Consider the following 18560-nt stretch of genomic DNA (forward strand, 5'->3'; position numbering starts at 1 on the left):
CCTGTTAGAACAAACCCCACACGTAGCAAGGCCACGGCGGGGTTTTCGGATGACGCGCGTTACACGTGGAAGCTTTCGCCGCAACCACACTCGTCTTTCACGTTCGGGTTTGTGAACTTGAACCCTTCGTTCAGACCTTCTTTCACGAAGTCTAACTGCGTTCCGTCCAGAAATTGCAGGCTTTTCCCGTCGACCACAACCTTAACGCCTTTGTCTTCAAACACGGTGTCTTCTGCCGCCGGTTCATCAACAAATTCCAGTACATACGCCATACCTGAGCAGCCGGAGGTTCTCACGCCCAGACGCAGGCCAAACCCTTTACCACGGTTCGCCAGGAAGGTATTTACTCGCGCTGCTGCACTGTCGCTAAGTGTAATCGACATAATAAAACCTCAACTCTTCTTATTTTGCTTCACGTTTGCTTTTGTAGTCCGCAATGGCGGCTTTGATCGCGTCTTCTGCCAGAATAGAACAGTGAATTTTCACTGGCGGCAGCTCAAGCTCATCGGCAATATCGGTATTTTTGATCGCCTGTGCTTCGTCCAGTGATTTCCCTTTCACCCATTCGGTAACCAGGGAGCTGGAGGCGATAGCGGAACCGCAGCCGTAAGTTTTGAAACGCGCGTCTTCAATGATACCTTCATTGTTAACTTTGATCTGCAACTTCATCACGTCGCCACAGGCTGGTGCACCCACCATGCCGCTACCCACGTTCTCGTCGCTGTTGTCAAAAGAGCCCACGTTACGTGGATTCTCGTAATGATCGATTACTTTTTCGCTGTAAGCCATGATGAATTCTCCTTATCGGTACCGATTAATGATGTGACCATTCGATGCTGTTCAGATCCACGCCCTGCTTGTGCATTTCCCACAGCGGAGAAAGGTCACGCAGACGGCCGATAGATTTACGAACCAGTTCGATGGTGTAATCAATCTCTTCTTCGGTAGTAAAACGACCTAAAGAGAAACGAATAGAGCTATGTGCCAGCTCGTCGGTCATTCCCAGTGCGCGCAGCACGTAGGAAGGCTCGAGGCTCGCAGAGGTACAGGCAGAACCGGAAGAGACCGCGAGGTCTTTCAGCGCCATGATCAGCGACTCGCCTTCAACGTAGTTAAAGCTGACGTTGAGGATGTTTGGTGCGCCCTGCTCAAGGTCACCGTTCAGGTAGACTTCTTCCATATCTTTCACGCCGTTCCACAGACGGTTACGCAGACCGCGCAGACGCGCCATCTCGGTTTCCATCTCTTCTTTCGCGATGCGATAGGCTTCGCCCATACCGACGATCTGGTGGACAGGCAGCGTACCGGAACGCATGCCACGCTCGTGACCGCCGCCGTGCATCTGTGCCTCAATGCGAATACGCGGTTTACGACGAACGTACAGCGCGCCGATCCCTTTCGGGCCATAAATTTTGTGACCGGAGAAGGACATCAGGTCAACTTTCAACTGGCTCAGATCGATAGGCAGTTTGCCCACGCTCTGGGTGGCGTCAACATGATAGATGATGCCGCGAGCACGGCACATTTCGCCGATAGTCGCGATATCCTGTACCACGCCGATTTCGTTATTCACGTGCATGATGGAAACCAGGATGGTGTCGTCACGCATCGCCGCTTCCAGTTCTTTGAGATCGATAATCCCGTTGCTCTGCGGCGCCAGGTAGGTCACTTCAAACCCTTCACGCTCCAACTGACGGCAGGTATCCAGTACCGCTTTGTGCTCGGTTTTACTGGTGATAATGTGCTTGCCTTTTTTCTGATAAAAGTTGGCTGCACCTTTGATCGCCAGGTTGTCGGATTCAGTCGCACCGGAAGTAAAGACGATTTCACGCGGATCGGCACCCACCAGATCGGCAATCTGATTACGGGCGATATCAACCGCCTCTTCAGCCTGCCAGCCGAAACGGTGTGAACGGGAGGCCGGGTTACCAAAGGTTCCGTCCAGTGTCAGGAACTGCATCATTTTCTCGGCAACACGCGGGTCCACCGGCGTGGTTGCGGAGTAGTCGAGATAAATCGGTAATTTCATTGCTCTATAAACTCCGTACATCGCTTCAATGCAAGGAGTCAGGCAACCGGCTGGATGTACGACCGTGTTAACGGAGCGCAAACGCTCCGGCCTGACTCGAAAATCTTCTTATCGTTAACCTAACTGTTTCGCGTTTAGCAAGGCGGTAAACATGCGAATCCCCGAGAGCTTACAAAAGTAAGCGGGGTGAACATGTGCAGCCAACGCAGATGCAACCCGAAACAGGACGGTTAAATTAAGCGCGTAACTTAACGTCAATCGCGTCTTGTGCACGATTTGTGCGTGGAGCGTCGTGGCTGTGCTGGCGACCAGACACATCCAGGACTTCCTGGTTATTCACCAGTTCACCTAACGTAATGTTGTTGAGGAAACCGGTCAGACGGTCGCTCAGATCGCGCCACAGCGCGTGGGTCAGGCATTTATCGCCGCCCTGACAACCGCCTTTGCCCTGACAACGTGTCGCATCTACCGACTCGTCAACAGCGCTAATCACTTCACCGACTGCAATACTGCCGGCATCTTTACCCAGCAGATAACCACCGCCTGGCCCACGTACGCTGGACACCAGACCATTTTTACGCAAACGGGAGAACAGCTGTTCCAGATAAGAAAGGGAAATTCCCTGACGTTCAGAAATATCAGCCAACGGTACCGGGCCCGCTTCGGAGTTGAGCGCAACGTCCAACATTGCGGTCACGGCATAACGCCCTTTAGATGTCAGTCTCATGTCTTACTTAGCCTCAAACTCGCCCCTGCCCGGGGTTTTTTATTGTAAAATGGGGGTATTGCATAGCAGGGCCAAGTCTGACATTCCCGACTAAATCAGTCAACTATTTACTTGACTGTTTTAGTCAGGTATTTAACCTTCAGTGCCATTTTGCTTTGCCGGATGGCTTGCACTTACTTGTCTTTATTCTGCTGCTCAATAGAAGCAAGCATTCCACGCAGAATATTCAGCTCCTGGCTCTCCGGACGCGCACGCGTAAACAGACGGCGCAACTTGTTCATCACTTGTCCCGGATGGTTTTCACGGATAAACCCCGTTGACAGCAACGTCTGCTCAAGGTGACCGTAAAACCGCTCCAGATCGTCTACCAGCGGGTACGGTGCTTCTTCATGCACGACCGCATCAGGATTTTGCTGCGTCGCCAGCCAGGCCATGCGCACTTCATACGCGATGACCTGTACCGCCATTGCCAGGTTCAGCGAACTGTATTCCGGGTTCGCCGCAATCGCGACATGGTAATGGCATTTTTGCAGCTCGTCATTGGTCAGCCCAACGCGTTCACGACCAAACACCAGCGCCACGGGGGTATTTGCCGCTTCCGCTACGCTTTTTAAACCGCATTCGCGCGGGTCAAGCATCGGCCACGGCAGCGTACGCGAACGTGCGCTGGTCCCGACCACCAGGCTACATCCGGCCAGCGCTTCATCGAGGGTATCGACGATCTGCGCGTTGCCGATCACATCACTGGCCCCTGCCGCCAGGGCGATAGCCTGGGAATCAGGTTTCACGAGCGGGTTCACCAGCCACAGGTTGGTTAACCCCATTGTTTTCATGGCGCGGGCAACAGAGCCCATATTGCCGGTGTGAGACGTTTCCACCAGCACGATTCGAATATTTTGCAGCATTGTCTTTCTTCAGCTAAAGATTATTCAGCCATATTATCATAAATCGAAGACATATTCCGATCTCGCTGCTATACTCTGCGCCGTTTTCCCGTTCTTTAACATCCAGTGAGAGAGACCGATGCATCCGATGCTGACCATCGCCGTGCGCGCAGCGCGCAAGGCGGGTAATGTAATTGCCAAACACTACGAAACGCCTGACTCAGTAGAAACCAGCCAGAAAGGCAGCAATGATTTCGTGACCAACGTCGATAAAGCCGCTGAAGCGATTATTATCGAAACGATCCGCAAATCTTACCCGCAGCACACCATCATCACCGAAGAAAGCGGTGAACATGAAGGTACCGATCAGGATGTTCAATGGGTTATCGATCCACTGGATGGCACCACCAACTTCGTAAAACGTCTGCCGCACTTCGCGGTTTCCATCGCCGTACGTATTAAAGGCCGCACTGAAGTCGCCGTGGTTTACGATCCGATGCGTAATGAACTGTTCACCGCAACTCGCGGTCAGGGCGCACAGCTGAATGGTTACCGTCTGCGCGGCAGCAATGCGCGTGACCTGGACGGCACTATTATCGCGACCGGCTTCCCGTTCAAAGCCAAACAGCACGCCACCTCTTACATGAATATCCTCGGCAAAATGTTTACCGAGTGTGCTGACTTCCGTCGCACCGGTTCTGCTGCGCTGGATCTGGCCTATGTTGCCGCTGCGCGCGTTGACGGTTATTTCGAAATTGGTCTGCGTCCGTGGGATTTCGCCGCGGGTGAACTGATCGCCCGTGAAGCTGGCGCCCTGGTCTGCGACTTTACCGGTGGTCACAACTACATGACGACCGGCAACATCGTGGCGGGTAACCCGCGCGTGGTTAAAGCGATGCTGGCGAATATGCGTGACGAACTGAGCGACGCGCTGAAGCGTTAATCTCAGTACTGCCCGGTGGCGCTAACGCTTACCGGGCCTACACGAACAGTAGGCCAAATAAGCGCTAACGCCATCCGGCAAAATCAAAACGGTCTTAATCCCCTTCCCATTGGCACCGCACTCACCCACATCACTCCTGCTGCCACCACTAATATTGCGCCACCGGCTAACGCCAGCGTTAACCAACCGACCTGCCGCCATAGTACCGGTGCATGATTGCTGCTCAACCTGACTGCCAGCGTACGAAAACTGTGCACCAGCAGCGCCAGAGAGGTAATCGTCAGCGACGTTCCCGCCGCCATTGCCAGCGCCGAAACTATTCCCCAGCCAAAGACGCCGATGACTTTGCTGAACAGCAGTACCATGATCGCCCCGGAACAGGGACGCATCCCCATCGACAGAATAATCATTAGCCGCGCGCGCCAGTCATCATCGTGGTGGATCTGCTCCGGATTCGGTATGTGCTGATGCCCGCAGCCACAGTTTTCATGGTGCACATGGTGTGGCGTGAAGGCGACAAACCTGGGTTTGCGCAGCAGCGCATGCAGTTTCTTCAGCGCCCGCCAGCAGAGCAAAACGCCCAGAATCCCCACCAGCGCATAGCTCCCCTTCTCCAGCCAGAAACCGCTCAGATGTAACTGTCTCGCCGGCAGTTGCAGTATGCTGAGCACGACCACGACCAGCCCGATTGCCACCAGCCCCTGCAATAACGAAGAAGCCAGCGTCAGCCCGATGCTCGACTTAAGCTTTGAAGGATGGGTCGCCAGCCAGGTGGTGATCACGACCTTTCCATGCCCCGGTCCCAGTGCGTGCAGCACACCATATAAAAAGCTAAACAGCAGCAATGACCCACCCGCCTGGGCTGGACTGGCGGCAACGGCCTTCAGCAATACGCTCATCTGCTGATTCACCTCCCGCTGCCAGACAATACTTTTGATCATCACCTGCGGCCAGGCGTACCACAGCCAGACACCACCGATCGCTGCAATCAGCAAAAACAGCGCCAGCGGCCACAGCGACAGCCAACGCCGTGCGCGAATGCGGGTTGTGGATATTACTGACATGAGACCGTCACCGTCTGTGCAAATTGTTTCCCCAGTTCCATATCCTCCGGAGGCGCGTCTTCTTTATCCAGCGACTGGGCAAAGCTGAGCGATTCTTCGCTCGGCGTCGGTGTGTTCACGGCGATTTCACATTGCTCACGCAACGCCGACGATAGCGTTACATCGTTATCTTCTTCGTAGCTCATATCGACATAATAAGAGGGATCAAAGGTCGAGAAGGTGTAACGCTGCCCGCTCAATGGTTGCGGTTCGGCAAGCGGCAGCACAAAGGTGAGCACGGCCTGATGCTCAACACGCTCCATGCTATATTCCGTGGGGCGGTTCTTAAATTTAACGCGCTGCCCGTTATGCCACATTTCGGTAAAGTAATGCTGTCCCAGCACATTCGCCATCACTTCCGCCGCCAGCTTCTTCCAGATTTCAGAACCCGGTTGAGCGTCGCCCGCATCATAAAGCAGATCGGCAGAGGTCAGTTCATCCATTGTCCAGCGCATCTTCAGCGCCACAAAAGTCCCGTTATCGCCGATCACTTCCGTTTTCAGACGAATAAAACTGTGAGGATGTGCACTCACCGTAGACGTCAAAAATGCGAGTAATACCAGCAAAGCGCCGCGTATCATGAATGGTATCAACTCCCCACAAAAACAGGACGGGCCACGCGAGTCACGATCGTCGTGGCAGGATTGTCCGTGAGAATAACATTGAAATGAGGAATGTTGGGCGCTGATTTCTGGACTCGATTCAGTTCTCAGATTTGCGATTTCGTCGCTGAGGGCGGTACGCCTGCTGCGGTTATTTTCTGTGTGCAATAGCCAATTTGATAATGAATTATAAAAACAAATAAGCATTTTTCGATAATTATTAACAATTAAATTAACCAAAAAAGCATTTCAATCGCTCAAATTAACTATAATTTAACCATAAAACACCCATAAATTAACAAAAATGGGCATTTATCACATTTATGAAACTTGAGATTCATTACCTCTTCCCTTCGTTGATAACCTCCTGTTCGTGACATGCCCCGGTCCCTACAAAAGGTACAACTATGAAATTCAAACTCGCATTACTCAGTGCAACCCTGGTTTCTGCATGCATGTTGTCCGGCCCGTCCTTTGCGGCAGAAAAATATGAAATCGCTGTGGTTGCTAAAGTCACCGGTATTCCGTGGTTTAACCGTATGGAAACCGGCGTGAATGAAGCCGCGAAGAAACTGGATGTGAATGCTTACCAGACTGGCCCTTCCACACCGGATCCGGCTCAGCAGGTAAAAGTGATTGAAGATCTCATTGCCAAGAACGTTAACGCGATCATTGTGGTACCTAATGACGCCAAGGTGCTTGAGCCCGTGCTTAAAAAAGCGCGCGATAAGGGTATTGTCGTCCTGACTCACGAATCGCCAGATCAGCAAATCGGCCAGTGGGATATCGAAACGATCGACAGCGAGAAGTACGCGCAGGCTAACGTTGACGAGCTGGCGAAGGATATGGGCGGGAAAGGCGGCTATGCCATTTACGTCGGCTCGCTGACCGTGCCGTTGCACAACGCCTGGGCCGATTACGCCATCAAGTACCAGAAAGAAAAATACCCGGAGATGTTTGAAGTCACCACTCGTCTGCCGGTGGCTGAGAGCATCGACAAATCCTACTCCACGACGCTGGACCTGATGAAAACCTATCCGCAGATGAAGGGCATCATTGGCTTCGGTTCGCTGGGTCCGATTGGTGCCGGTCAGGCAGTACAGAAAAAACGCGCGAAAGATAAAATTGCCGTGGTGGGGATTGCAATGCCCGCACAGGCAGCGCCTTATCTGATGCGTGGCGACATCAAAAAAGCGATGCTGTGGGATCCAAAAGATGCCGGCTACGCGCTGGTGACCGTGGCAGATCAGTTGCTGCAGGGCAAAGAGGTCACGCCAGATCTGACCATTGAAGGATTAGGGAAAGCCGATGTCGACATGGAGAAGAAAGTGATCCGCTTTAACAAGATCCTCGAAGTCACCAAAGACAACGCGCAATCACTCGGTTTCTAAGGCTCCAGCCACCACCAGGGAAACCTAACGCCGACCGTCTGGTCGGCGCTATCAACAGGCTTAACACTCTGCGCCCGTCAGGGCGCTCGCAGGGGTATTGTCCATGACAGACACCACCGCATTTATCACTCTTGAGAATATCAGCAAGCAATTCCCGGGCGTGCTGGCGCTGGATAATGTGAATCTGACGCTGAAAAAAGGCGAAGTTCACTGTCTGGCAGGACAGAACGGTTGCGGTAAAAGCACCATTATTAAAGTGATTTCCGGAGTCTATCAGCCGGAAAAAGGAGCGCAGATCCTGCTGGATGGCAAACTGTTTCACCAGTTGTCACCACAGCTCTCTTCGCATTACGGCATCCAGGTTATCTATCAGGATTTATCCCTCTTTCCTAACTTCAGCGTGGCGGAGAATATTGCCGTCAACCGCTACCTGCCCGGCGGCGACATTTGGGTGCGGCGCGGTACGATGAAGCAACAGGCGCTGGCGGCAATGAAGCGGATTGGCGTCAGCATCGATCCCGATAAAAAAGTGGAAAAACTCTCCATTGCCGACCGTCAGCTCGTCGCGATTTGTCGCGCCATTGCCGCCGACGCGCGTCTGGTGATTATGGACGAACCCACCGCTTCCCTGACGCGCCAGGAGGTCAACGGCCTGCTGCGCGTGGTCAACGAACTGAAAGCCGACGGGATTTGCGTGGTGTTCGTCAGCCACCGTCTCGATGAGGTGATGGAAGTGGCGGACCGCATCAGCGTAATGCGCGACGGCAAACTGGTGGGGACGTATCCCGCCAGCGAACTCGACAGCCATGAACTGGCATTCCTGATGACCGGTCAACGCTTCCACTACAGTCCGCTGCCGGAAAAACCGCCGGTTGAGCAGGAGCCAATGCTGGAACTGCGCAACCTGAGCCGAAAAGGAAAATATCAGGACATCAACCTGTCGCTGCGCAGCGGTGAGATCGTGTCAATTGTCGGCCTGCTTGGCGCGGGCCGCACCGAGCTCTGCCTGAGTCTGTTTGGCATGACGCATCCGGACAGCGGGGAAATTCGCATTAACGGGAAACCGATTCAACTGCGCAACAACCATGACGCTATCAGACACGGGATCGGCTATGTCTCGGAAGATCGCCTGACCCAGGGGCTGATCATGGAACAGTCGATCTACGACAACACGATTGTCACGGTCTTTGACAAACTGCATACCCGCAGCGGCCTGCTCGATCACGGTAAAGCCAAAACGCTGGTCGCCGACCTGATCCGTGAACTGAACATTAAAGTTTCCGATCCGCAGTTGCCGGTCAAAACGCTCTCCGGCGGCAACGCCCAGCGTATCGCCATCGCCAAATGGGTGGCGACCCAACCGCATATCCTGATCCTGGACTCCCCAACGGTGGGGGTTGATATCGCCAACAAAGAGGGGATCTACCAGATCGCCCGCAATCTAGCGGAACAAGGCATGGCGGTGCTGATGATTTGCGATGAGATCCCGGAAGCGTATTACAACAGCCACCGCGTACTGGTCATGCGTCGCGGAAAGCTGGTTGCCGAGTTTAATCCGCATCGCTGTCGTGAAGAAGACATTGCAGAGGTGGTCGAGGTCATCCATGAATAACTTTCATCTCTCCCGTTTAATCGGGCACCATGAATTCTGGCTGGGCCTGCTGGTGATTGCGCTTGCCGTTGGGCTGAGCGTCAGCACTGACGAGTTCCTGTCACTCGGTAATCTGACGGACGTCGCCACCAGCTACGCCATTCTCGGTATTCTCGCCTGCGGGCTGTTTGTCGTGCTGATCTCCGGCGGAATCGATATTTCGTTCCCGGCGATGACGGCGATAGCGCAGTACGCGATGGCAAGCTGGGTGATCGCCCACGGCGGCAACTTTCTGCTGGCGCTGACCATCGCCATCGCCGTCGGGTTATTGCTCGGGCTGATTAACGGCTTCCTGGTCTACTGGCTGCGCGTGCCCGCTATCATCATCACCATCGCCACGCTTAACGTCTATTACGGTCTGCTGGTTTACGCCACCAAAGGCACCTGGCTGTACGGCTTCCCGGACTGGTTCATGAACGGTATCAACTGGTTCTCGTTCACCGCAGCAGATGGCTATGACTACGGTATTACCCTGCCGTTACTGTGTCTGGCGGCAGTGATCGTCTTCACCGCTATCCTGATGAACTACACCCGTCTCGGTCGCCAGATTTACGCGATGGGCGGTAACCGTGACGCCGCCTCCCGCCTCGGGCTGAATCTGTTGAAACTGCATTTCTATGTCTACGGCTACATGGGTATTCTGGCCGGCGTCGCCGCCGTCGTGCAGGCGCAGATCACCCAGTCCGTAGCGCCAAACTCGCTGCTCGGTTTTGAGCTGACGGTGCTGGCGGCGGTGGTGCTCGGCGGCACCAGCATGAGCGGCGGTCGGGGCACATTGACCGGAACGCTGCTGGGGGTGATTCTGCTGGCCTTTTTGCAAAACGGTCTGACGCTACTCAGCGTCTCCTCGTACTGGCACACCGTTTTCAGCGGCATCATTATCCTGGTCAGCATCAGCGCCACCGCGTGGAACGAAAAACGCAAACTGGCAAGGGAGCTTTGAGATGAAAGCGTTCGCAAGAGTATTACCCGGTGATGCCATCATCCGCCTGCAGTGCGTGATTATTATCGTCGTCGCCGTCGTCTTCTCAGCGCTGTTGGGCACTCGCTTTTTCAGCGTCGCAAACTTCCAGTCCATCGGCTCACAGTTACCGATCCTCGGCATGCTGGCGCTGGGAATGGGGATGACCATGCTGACGGGCGGCATTAACCTGTCGATTATTGCCGGTGCCAACGCCTGTTCGCTGGTGATGGCGGCGGTCATCGTCAGCCATCCGGACAACCCGTTGTTCCTCGCACTGGCGCTGCTGGCCGGTGCAGCGGTCGCCGTGGCGATAGGGACACTGAACGGCGCGCTGATCGCCTGGGTTGGCGTGTCACCGATCCTCGCCACGCTCGGCACCATGACGCTGATCTCCGGGCTGAACATTTTGCTCTCTAACGGCACGGTGATTTCTGGCTTTCCGGCGGCAATTCAGTACCTCGGCAACGCCACCCTCGCAGGTATTCCCGTGGCTCTGCTGCTGTTCATCGTGGTTGCGGTGCTGCTGTGGGTATTGCTGGAACACACCACGCTCGGGCGTAGTCTTTATCTGATGGGATCCAACGAACAGGCGACCCGCTACAGCGGCGTGAATACCGTTCGGGTGCAGATTTCCGTCTACGTCATTTCCGCCCTGCTCGGCTGGGTGGCCGCAATCTTAATGATGGCGAAATTCAACTCGGCGAAGGCCGGATACGGTGAGTCTTATCTGCTGGTCACTATTCTCGCCTCGGTGCTGGGCGGCATCAATCCGGACGGCGGATTTGGCCGTATCATCGGCCTGGTGCTGGCGCTGATTGTGCTGCAAATGCTGGAAAGCGGCTTTAACTTGCTGGGGATCAGTAGCTATCTGACGATGGCGCTTTGGGGCGCGGTACTCATCCTCTTTATCGCATTACAGAATCGTAGAGCCTGATTTCAGGAGAAAAATTATGGCGAGTTACTTTATTGGTGTGGATGTAGGAACCGGCAGCGCTCGCGCAGGGGTGTTTGATCTCAACGGCAGAATGGTCGGCCAGGCCACTCGCGCGATTGAAATTTACCGCCCGCAGGCCGATTTCGTCGAGCAGTCGTCCGATAACATCTGGCAGGCTGTCTGCAACGCGGTTCGTGATGCCATTAATCAGTCCGATATCAACCCCATTCAGGTGAAAGGGTTGGGATTTGACGCCACCTGTTCGCTGGTGGTGCTGGATAAGGAGGGCAAACCGCTGACCATCAGCCCTTCCGGGCGCAGCGAGCAAAACATCATCGTGTGGATGGATCACCGCGCCATCACCCAGGCCGAGCGCATCAACGCGATGCACCATCGGGTGCTGGACTACGTAGGCGGGATCATCTCCCCGGAAATGCAAACGCCGAAACTGCTGTGGCTGAAACAGCATATGCCTAACACCTGGGCCAACGCGGGCTACTATTTTGATTTACCCGACTTCCTGACCTGGCGCGCCACCGGCGACGACACGCGTTCACTGTGTTCCACGGTGTGCAAATGGACCTACATGGGCCATGAAGACAAGTGGGATGCCAGCTACTTCCGGGAGATCGGACTGGAAGATCTGCTGGAACACGATGCGGCAAAAATTGGTCGCTATGTGAAAACGATGGGCGAACCGCTTGGTCACGGACTGACTCAGCGCGCCGCCAGTGAAATGGGGTTGATTCCAGGCACTGCCGTCAGCGTGTCGATCATTGATGCCCATGCGGGTACCCTCGGCACGCTTGGCGCCTGCGGTGTCTCTGGCGAAGTCGCTGACTTTGACCGTCGCGTTGCCCTGATTGGTGGAACCTCTACCGGGCACATGGCGATCTCAAAAGAGCCTCGCTTTATTGGCGGCGTCTGGGGTCCTTACTATTCCGCCGTGTTGCCGGAATACTGGCTCAATGAAGGCGGACAGTCCGCGACCGGCGCGCTGATCGACCACATTATTCAGTCGCACCCTTGTTACGATACGCTGCTGGCGCAAGCCAAAGCGCAGGGGCAAACCATTTATGAAGTGCTGAACGCGCTGCTGCGTAAAATGGCAGGCGAGCCGGAGAATATCGCCTTCCTGACCCGTGATATTCATATCCTGCCCTACTTCCACGGCAACCGTTCGCCGCGCGCCAATCCGACGCTGACCGGGGCGATCAGTGGGCTGAAGCTTTCCCGCACGCCGGAAGACATGGCGCTGCACTATCTGGCAACCATTCAGGCCATCGCGTTGGGTACGCGTCACATCATTGAAACCATGAACCAGAGTGGGTACAGCATCGACACTATCATGGCCAGCGGCGGCGGCACCAAGAACCCTATCTTTGTGCAGGAACATGCCAATGCCACTGGTTGCGCCATGCTACTTCCGGAAGAGAGCGAAGCGATGCTGCTCGGTGGCGCAATGATGGGCACCATCGCCGCCGGCGTGTTCGAGACCTTCCCGGAAGCAATGTCGGCCATGAGCCGGATAGGTAAAACGGTCACCCCGCAGACCAATCGCATTAAGCAGTATTACGACCGTAAATATCAGGTGTTCCACGAGATGTATCAGGATCACATGAAGTACCGTCAGTTGATGCAGGGGGATGCATGAGTAGCCCATGGCAACAGGCCACCGATACCTGGACCCTCTACAGTGAGGCGCTGGCCGGTCTGGGTCAGCATTTGAGCGAACCGGTCTGGAATGCATTAATGACGGAATTGCGCGAATGTCGGGGAAAAATCGTGGTCACCGGCGTCGGCACCTCTGGCATTGCGGCGCGTAAAATCGCCCACATGCTCTCCTGCGTTGAGCGCCCGGCGATCTACCTCAACGCCACCGATGCCGCGCACGGCGATCTCGGTTTTTTACGCGCTGACGATCGGATGATTTTACTCTCGCGCGGCGGTAACTCTGACGAGCTCACGCGCTTATTGCCAGGCCTTGCGGCGCGCAACGTGCCGATTATCAGCGTTACGGAAAACGCGAATTCCGCCATTGCAAAGGCCGCCCGGCTGGTGATTTCCACCGGCGTCCAGCGCGAGGCGGATCCGCTGAACATGCTGGCGACCACCTCCATCATGCTGGTGATTGCGATCTTTGATGCTGCCTGCGCCTGCCTGATGAGTGAAAGCGGCTATACCAGAGAAACGCTGCTGGCCGTGCATCCGGGTGGGGATGTCGGGTTAACCCTGCGACAGAATCGTTAATCCATTAATAACCTTTCAGCCTCGTCTCCCCTGGCGAGGCTTTTTACTGCACAATCTGAAGATAAAAACGCGGAAAATCCTAATAAAGCGCTGCGTTAAACTCTCTTACGCGGTTGCACACGTGAAAAATTCTGTGACCTCTCCCTACATTCCTGACGCAAAACATTTCATTCGTAATGGCTATGGAAAAACTTTAGCTATTCTTATCTAACATACCTAAGGGAGATCCGACAGATGATGACAACGCTTGCTCCGCCATCTGTACTTTCTGCTCCCCAGCGCCGTTGCCAGGTTTTGCTGACGCTTTTCCAGCCGGGGCAGATTGCCACCGCGGAAATGTTCAGTGCGCTAAATGGTGTCGATGATACTGTTGCCCGTGAGGATATTGTCGAAACGGGACTGGAGATCCAACGCTATCATCGACTTAGCATTAGCACTGGTCCGAATGGGTGCTACCGGATCGAAGGTACCGCGCTTAACCAACGCCTCTGCCTCTTACACTGGCTCAGACGCGGCCTGCGTTTGTGTCCGGCGTTCATTAATCAACACTTTGCCCCCGCCCTCAAAATTGAGCTAAAACAGCGGGGGATCCTGCGCACGCTGTATGACGATACCAATCTGCATGCGCTGATTAACCTTTGTGCGCGTCGTCTGCAAAAGCCGTTCGAGTGCCGGGACATCCAGTTCCTGCGCCTCTATCTGCAATATTGTCTGTTGCAACATCATGCGGGGATCTCGCCGGAATTCAATCCCGTCCAGCAGCGCTGGGCGCAGTCCTGCGCCGAATACGCGTTAGCGCAGGAGATTGGCCGTCACTGGCAGCGTCGTGTCCGGCAGGATGCGCCATTAACGGAATCGCTGTTTATGGCGCTGCTGTTTTCGATGGTCCGCATCCCGGACCCGATTCGCGATAACCATCAGCAGAACCGGCGGTTGCGTCTGGCGATCGCCCGCCTGATCCTGCGTTTTCGCGAAATGGGCGCGGTGCGTTTTAACGACGAGCAGGGGCTAAACGATCAGCTCTATATCCATCTGTCCCAGGCGCTGAACCGCTGCCTGTTTTCGATTGGCATCGATAACACCTTGCCGGAAGAGTTCGCCCGCCTCTATCCGCGTCTGATGCGTACCACCCGCGATGCGTTACGCGGGTTTGAAGAAGAGTATGCCGTTGAGTTTTCTGAAGAAGAGACGGGACTGGTGGCGGTGATTTTTGGCGCATGGCTGATGCAGGATAATGACCTGCATGAGAAACAGGTCGTCTTACTGACCGGTGATAATCCGCAACTGGAGCAGCAGATAGAACAACAACTGCGTGAACTGACGCTACTGCCGCTGAACATCAAGCCATTGCCGATGCGAACTTTCCAGCAGGAAGGCTCACCGCGCGGCGTGGCGCTGATTGTTACCCCTTACGCCACGCTGCTGCCGCTCTTTTCACCCCCGTTGATTCATGCGGATCAGGCGCTAACGCCACATCAGCAGCAGCAGATCCGCAAGATGCTGGAATCAGGCTGAAGCGGCCACTTTTGGCCGCAGTACCATAGCCGGCAACGCCACCAGCGCCATCGCCCAGAAGACGCCGTTGCCCAGATTCTGGTACAGGAAGCCAGCAAACACGGTCATGATGGCAATGCTGCCGCCCATCGCCACAGCAGAATAGACCGCCTGCAGACGAATGACTTCGCTTCCCTGACGCGCCGCAATATAACGCATCGCCGCCAGGTGGCAGACGGTAAAGGTGCCACAATGGAGGATCTGCACCACAATCAGCCACGGCAGCGCCGTCGTCCAGCCCATCAGTCCCCAGCGAATCACACCGCAGATAGCGGAGAGCAGTAACAGATCGCGGGCGCTAAAGCGGCGGAACAGCTTATTGCTCAGGGCGAAGATAATCACTTCTGCCACCACGCCGAGCGACCAGAGATAGCCGACCGCCGACGCGGAATACCCCGCCCCCTGCCAGTAAATAGCGCTAAAACCGTAGTAGGCGGCATGCGCCCCCTGCAACAGACAGACGCAGGCCAGAAAGCGCCAGCTTTGTGTGACCAGCGAACGCCAGGCGGGCCAGCCAGCGCTCTCCTGGTGACGGTTTTCCCCTTTGGGCAACACGCTGGGGCGAATCAGCATTCCCAGCAACATTGAGGCGACGCCCAGCGTCAGCAGCGCCAGAATCGCCCGGTAATCAAACAGGCTGACCAGTTTGCCGGTTAGCGCCGAACCAATCACAAACGCGACCGATCCCCACAGACGCACCCGTCCATAATCCATGGTGATCTGCTTTTGCCAGGTATTCGCCAGCGCGTCCGTGAGCGGCACCAGCGGCGAGAAGAAGAGGTTAAAGCCGACCATCACCACCATCAGCCAGGCGACATGGGTTCCGGCCCAGAAGGCCAGCGCAAAGATCAGCGTCAGTAGCGCCAGAATGCGTAACGCGGAGATCAGCCGTGATGGATCGCTGACCCGCGGGGCAATGATCAAACTGCCAAGAAAACGGGCGACCAGACCAGCGCCCAATAAGAGGCCGATCGTCTCCGGCGTGAGGCCAAGCCCTTTAAGCCAGACGCTCCAGAAGGGAAGAAAAATCCCGTAGCTAAAAAAATAGGTGAAGTAACCGAGCGCCAGCCAGCGCGTGGAGTGCAAAGACATGATCCCCTCCCGTGTGGAGGCGATAGTCTGGCGATAAACGCAGGTTGGCGCAAGTGAACATTAACAGCAACATAACAACGTTTTGCCGCTAATCAACGCGAATCTCCATCGCGAAACGGCACTGTTCTCCAGAGCCTAACATCCGTAATCCCGGCTGCCCCGGCATGTGGTGGGCATTCACCGGATGCGTCTGCGGTTCCAGACAAAGAAATGACTCACCCGGCATTCTGAAAAGCATAAGCCAGGGAGTTTGCGCAGAAATCGTGACGCGCATCACATTACGTTGAACGATCGCCTGCCCACTCCAGCCGGAATACCCCACATTTAACCAGCGATCCGCGCCATACTGCGCCCTGGTAAAATCAGCCTCCGTCGGCAGTTCACTCTGCCAGGCCAGCGGCAAATGGTGCGCGCCTTCCGGCCAGTAACCGCTGGCAGAAAACTGCACGGTGCTTCGCGCATCAAAGACAAAAAACGGGTGGAAACCGCAGCCGTACAGCATGGGGCGCTTGCCCAGATGAGCGATCGTCAGCGACGCCCTGAATACTGACGCGTCAAGCACATACTGCAGTTCCGCCTGATAATCATAGCCACATGCCAGTTGACTGCGCAGACGCAGCGAACAGCTATCATCGGTCGCCGCCGTCACTTCCCAGCGTTTAAGCCAGCCGTCACCGTGCAGGAAAAACGCGTCGTCGACCTCATATAACGGCAATTGCACCTCGGTTCCGCGCTGGCTGAAGCGGTTACCGGCCACGCGATTGGCAACCGGCAGCATCGGAAACAGCCCGCCATCACCGGCGGTTTTTCCCTCGCTTTCGCGTAGAACCGGTTGTTGATGTTGTAACGAAAACAGCGACAACAGCGCGCCGCCCTGAGGATCCACGCGCATCCGCAGATGCGCGTTATGCAGCGTCAGCGGCGTGGTCATCAGCGCACGCTTTTTGGCTGTACCGACGGACTGGCTTTCAAATGTCTCGCCGCCAGTTGTTCTTCCAGCGCTTCCAGCGTTACGCCTTTGGTTTCCGGTACATTACGCAGCACATACACATATCCCATTGCGCAAATCACGCCGTAGAGCAGGAAACTCCCGGCGGCACCCAGCCCGGCATTGAGCAGCGGGAAGGTATAGGTCAACAGGAAACAGGCAATCCACAGCGCCAGCGTACCCAGCGACATCGCCAGCCCGCGCACGCGGTTAGGAAAGATTTCAGACAGCAGCACCCAGGTGACCGGTGCCAGCGTCAGGGCATAAATGGCAATGGCCGCCAGCACCAGAACCAGCACCGGCCAGCCCATAATCCCCATCCCGTAGGCACCGGCAATCAACACATAAATCACCGTCAGGCCGGATGCGCCGAACAGCATCAGCTTGCGCCGGCCAATTTTGTCCACCAGCGGCAGTGCGGCGAGGGTAAAGACCAGGTTGATAATGCCGGTCGCAACGATCGATTTCAGCGTACCGTTGATGTCGAAACCGGCAGAGGCGAAAATCTCCTGCGCGTAGTTAAAGATCACGTTGATCCCACACCACTGCTGGAAGACCGCCAGCACCATGCCGATGATCACGATCGGTTTGATCTGCGGTTGCAGCAGCGTTGACCATGCGACTCTGTGATTATCTTTGAGCAGCGTGTGTTCGATCTCTTTTAGCGTCTGTCCGGCGTACTCCGCAGAGCCAATGCGTAGCAGCATGGCACGCGCACGCTCCGGTTTACCCGCCTTCACCAGCCAGCGTGGGGATTCCGGGACGAAAAACATCAGCACCAAAAACGCCAACGCGGGAACCAGTTCTGCGCCAAACATCCAGCGCCAGCCCATCTGCCCGTTCCAGCTCTCAACAATCGCCTGCTGTGTCGCCCCTGTGGCAACGGGTTCAGCGATCATCAGGTTGATCAGTTGCGCCGCCAGAACGCCAATGACAATGGTCAACTGGTTCACCGCCACAAAACGTCCGCGTTTTTCCGCCGGACTGACTTCAGCGATGTACAGCGGGCTGAGCGCTGACGCAAGACCAATCCCGACGCCGCCAACGATGCGGTAAATCACGAACATGTCGAAGTTGCTGGCAACGGCGGTTCCCCATGCCGAGGCGCTGAACAAAATAGCAGAGAGGATGAGCGGCATTTTTCGACCAAATTTATCCGCGCACCAGCCCGAAATCAGCGCGCCAAAAATACAGCCCACCAGCGCGGAGCTCATCGCCCAGCCCGACTGCGCCGGATCGGTTATCGAGAAGTACGCTTCATAAAAAGGCTTTGCCCCACCAATCACCACCCAGTCGTAGCCAAACAGCAAACCACCACAGGCTGCGACCAGACAGATAGTCCAGACGTAGCCGATTTTCAAATGTGTCTGCGCGTTATTCATTATGATTCCTCTTTCAGGGAAACGCAGGGAACAGTAGGTTTCCGGTGGCGTTACCGCCACCGGTTC

Annotated in this window: 18 protein-coding genes; 8 read left to right on the plus strand and 10 right to left on the minus strand. The window is 55.5% G+C overall.

Going from position 1 to position 18560, the window contains the following annotated elements; translation table 11 throughout:
• Nucleotides 1-59: 59 nt before the first annotated feature.
• The 5 genes from iscA to trmJ all read right to left on the minus strand — a co-directional run bounded on the left by iscA (nucleotide 60) and on the right by trmJ (nucleotide 3661).
• A complete protein-coding gene (gene iscA, locus HVX64_RS16935; protein ID WP_003037681.1) occupies nucleotides 60-383 on the minus strand; it encodes an iron-sulfur cluster assembly protein IscA in 324 nt (107 codons plus the stop codon).
• Nucleotides 384-402: 19 nt separating this feature from the next.
• Nucleotides 403-789: a Fe-S cluster assembly scaffold IscU gene (gene iscU, locus HVX64_RS16940; RefSeq protein WP_002913991.1), complete on the minus strand. Its 387-nt coding sequence runs from the start codon at nucleotides 787-789 to the stop codon at nucleotides 403-405.
• A 25-nt stretch (nucleotides 790-814) separates the two neighbouring features.
• Nucleotides 815-2029, minus strand: a complete 1215-nt coding sequence (iscS, locus tag HVX64_RS16945; RefSeq protein WP_042999818.1) for a cysteine desulfurase — start codon at nucleotides 2027-2029, stop codon at nucleotides 815-817.
• A gap of 235 nt (nucleotides 2030-2264) precedes the next feature.
• Complete coding sequence (gene iscR / locus HVX64_RS16950) at nucleotides 2265-2756, minus strand: Fe-S cluster assembly transcriptional regulator IscR (RefSeq protein WP_042317591.1); 492 nt, start codon at nucleotides 2754-2756, stop codon at nucleotides 2265-2267.
• Nucleotides 2757-2929: 173 nt separating this feature from the next.
• On the minus strand, nucleotides 2930-3661 hold the full coding sequence (gene trmJ, locus HVX64_RS16955; protein ID WP_042999817.1) for a tRNA (cytosine(32)/uridine(32)-2'-O)-methyltransferase TrmJ: 732 nt from the start codon (nucleotides 3659-3661) through the stop codon (nucleotides 2930-2932).
• 118 nt (nucleotides 3662-3779) lie between these two features.
• Here trmJ and suhB point away from each other — a divergent pair, with 118 nt between their 5' ends.
• Nucleotides 3780-4583, plus strand: a complete 804-nt coding sequence (suhB, locus tag HVX64_RS16960) for an inositol-1-monophosphatase (protein WP_042999816.1) — start codon at nucleotides 3780-3782, stop codon at nucleotides 4581-4583.
• Nucleotides 4584-4666: 83 nt separating this feature from the next.
• Here the strand turns inward: suhB and HVX64_RS16965 are convergent, their stop codons facing one another.
• Together HVX64_RS16965 and HVX64_RS16970 are read right to left on the minus strand one after the other, a co-directional pair.
• The gene (locus tag HVX64_RS16965; RefSeq protein WP_044253094.1) at nucleotides 4667-5647 is read right to left on the minus strand and encodes a nickel/cobalt transporter; all 981 of its coding nucleotides are present in this window, start codon (nucleotides 5645-5647) and stop codon (nucleotides 4667-4669) included.
• A complete protein-coding gene (locus HVX64_RS16970) occupies nucleotides 5638-6276 on the minus strand; it encodes a DUF1007 family protein (RefSeq protein ID WP_228530483.1) in 639 nt (212 codons plus the stop codon). The genes HVX64_RS16965 and HVX64_RS16970 overlap by 10 nt, the downstream gene beginning before the upstream one ends.
• Nucleotides 6277-6695: 419 nt before the next feature.
• Here HVX64_RS16970 and HVX64_RS16975 point away from each other — a divergent pair, with 419 nt between their 5' ends.
• The 7 genes from HVX64_RS16975 to csiE all read left to right on the plus strand — a co-directional run bounded on the left by HVX64_RS16975 (nucleotide 6696) and on the right by csiE (nucleotide 14993).
• On the plus strand, nucleotides 6696-7679 hold the full coding sequence (locus HVX64_RS16975) for an autoinducer 2 ABC transporter substrate-binding protein (protein WP_042999813.1): 984 nt from the start codon (nucleotides 6696-6698) through the stop codon (nucleotides 7677-7679).
• 103 nt (nucleotides 7680-7782) lie between these two features.
• The gene (locus HVX64_RS16980; RefSeq protein WP_044253100.1) at nucleotides 7783-9291 is read left to right on the plus strand and encodes a sugar ABC transporter ATP-binding protein; all 1509 of its coding nucleotides are present in this window, start codon (nucleotides 7783-7785) and stop codon (nucleotides 9289-9291) included.
• On the plus strand, nucleotides 9284-10273 hold the full coding sequence (locus tag HVX64_RS16985; RefSeq protein ID WP_044253103.1) for an ABC transporter permease: 990 nt from the start codon (nucleotides 9284-9286) through the stop codon (nucleotides 10271-10273). Before HVX64_RS16980 ends, HVX64_RS16985 begins: the two co-directional genes overlap by 8 nt.
• 1 nt (nucleotide 10274) lies before the next feature.
• A complete protein-coding gene (locus HVX64_RS16990; RefSeq protein ID WP_042999810.1) occupies nucleotides 10275-11228 on the plus strand; it encodes an ABC transporter permease in 954 nt (317 codons plus the stop codon).
• A 16-nt stretch (nucleotides 11229-11244) separates the two neighbouring features.
• Nucleotides 11245-12882 (plus strand): FGGY-family carbohydrate kinase, encoded by a 1638-nt coding sequence (locus HVX64_RS16995; protein WP_042999809.1) that lies wholly within the window; start codon nucleotides 11245-11247, stop codon nucleotides 12880-12882.
• Entirely contained in the window at nucleotides 12879-13478 is a 600-nt protein-coding gene (locus HVX64_RS17000) for an SIS domain-containing protein (protein ID WP_044253106.1), read from the plus strand. The genes HVX64_RS16995 and HVX64_RS17000 overlap by 4 nt, the downstream gene beginning before the upstream one ends.
• Before the next feature lie 234 nt (nucleotides 13479-13712).
• A complete protein-coding gene (csiE, locus tag HVX64_RS17005; RefSeq protein ID WP_042999807.1) occupies nucleotides 13713-14993 on the plus strand; it encodes a stationary phase inducible protein CsiE in 1281 nt (426 codons plus the stop codon).
• Here the strand turns inward: csiE and HVX64_RS17010 are convergent.
• From HVX64_RS17010 to HVX64_RS17020, 3 genes are all read right to left on the minus strand, one after another.
• Entirely contained in the window at nucleotides 14985-16124 is a 1140-nt protein-coding gene (locus tag HVX64_RS17010; protein ID WP_044253110.1) for a 3-phenylpropionate MFS transporter, read from the minus strand. The genes csiE and HVX64_RS17010 overlap by 9 nt on opposite strands.
• An 88-nt stretch (nucleotides 16125-16212) precedes the next feature.
• A complete protein-coding gene (locus HVX64_RS17015) occupies nucleotides 16213-17055 on the minus strand; it encodes an aldose 1-epimerase (RefSeq protein ID WP_044253113.1) in 843 nt (280 codons plus the stop codon).
• Nucleotides 17055-18494 carry a sugar porter family MFS transporter gene (locus HVX64_RS17020; protein ID WP_044253116.1) on the minus strand — a complete coding sequence of 480 codons (1440 nt, stop codon included), beginning with the start codon at nucleotides 18492-18494 and terminating at the stop codon, nucleotides 17055-17057. Before HVX64_RS17020 ends, HVX64_RS17015 begins: the two co-directional genes overlap by 1 nt.
• Between the last annotated feature and the right edge of the window lie 66 nt (nucleotides 18495-18560).

It is taken from the genome of Citrobacter sp. RHB20-C16 (assembly GCF_013890155.1).
Taxonomy (GTDB): domain Bacteria; phylum Pseudomonadota; class Gammaproteobacteria; order Enterobacterales; family Enterobacteriaceae; genus Citrobacter_A; species Citrobacter_A amalonaticus.

Coding starts and splice junctions, on each gene's coding strand:
- HVX64_RS17015 (WP_044253113.1), bottom strand. CDS start 17,055: ATGACCACGCCGCTGACGCTGCATAACGCGCATCTGCGGATGCGCGTG.
- HVX64_RS16980 (WP_044253100.1), top strand. CDS start 7,783: ATGACAGACACCACCGCATTTATCACTCTTGAGAATATCAGCAAGCAA.
- iscU (WP_002913991.1), bottom strand. CDS start 789: ATGGCTTACAGCGAAAAAGTAATCGATCATTACGAGAATCCACGTAAC.
- trmJ (WP_042999817.1), bottom strand. CDS start 3,661: ATGCTGCAAAATATTCGAATCGTGCTGGTGGAAACGTCTCACACCGGC.
- HVX64_RS16995 (WP_042999809.1), top strand. CDS start 11,245: ATGGCGAGTTACTTTATTGGTGTGGATGTAGGAACCGGCAGCGCTCGC.
- HVX64_RS16985 (WP_044253103.1), top strand. CDS start 9,284: ATGAATAACTTTCATCTCTCCCGTTTAATCGGGCACCATGAATTCTGG.
- csiE (WP_042999807.1), top strand. CDS start 13,713: ATGATGACAACGCTTGCTCCGCCATCTGTACTTTCTGCTCCCCAGCGC.
- iscR (WP_042317591.1), bottom strand. CDS start 2,756: ATGAGACTGACATCTAAAGGGCGTTATGCCGTGACCGCAATGTTGGAC.
- suhB (WP_042999816.1), top strand. CDS start 3,780: ATGCATCCGATGCTGACCATCGCCGTGCGCGCAGCGCGCAAGGCGGGT.
- iscA (WP_003037681.1), bottom strand. CDS start 383: ATGTCGATTACACTTAGCGACAGTGCAGCAGCGCGAGTAAATACCTTC.
- HVX64_RS16990 (WP_042999810.1), top strand. CDS start 10,275: ATGAAAGCGTTCGCAAGAGTATTACCCGGTGATGCCATCATCCGCCTG.
- HVX64_RS17000 (WP_044253106.1), top strand. CDS start 12,879: ATGAGTAGCCCATGGCAACAGGCCACCGATACCTGGACCCTCTACAGT.
- HVX64_RS17010 (WP_044253110.1), bottom strand. CDS start 16,124: ATGTCTTTGCACTCCACGCGCTGGCTGGCGCTCGGTTACTTCACCTAT.
- HVX64_RS17020 (WP_044253116.1), bottom strand. CDS start 18,494: ATGAATAACGCGCAGACACATTTGAAAATCGGCTACGTCTGGACTATC.
- HVX64_RS16975 (WP_042999813.1), top strand. CDS start 6,696: ATGAAATTCAAACTCGCATTACTCAGTGCAACCCTGGTTTCTGCATGC.
- iscS (WP_042999818.1), bottom strand. CDS start 2,029: ATGAAATTACCGATTTATCTCGACTACTCCGCAACCACGCCGGTGGAC.
- HVX64_RS16965 (WP_044253094.1), bottom strand. CDS start 5,647: ATGTCAGTAATATCCACAACCCGCATTCGCGCACGGCGTTGGCTGTCG.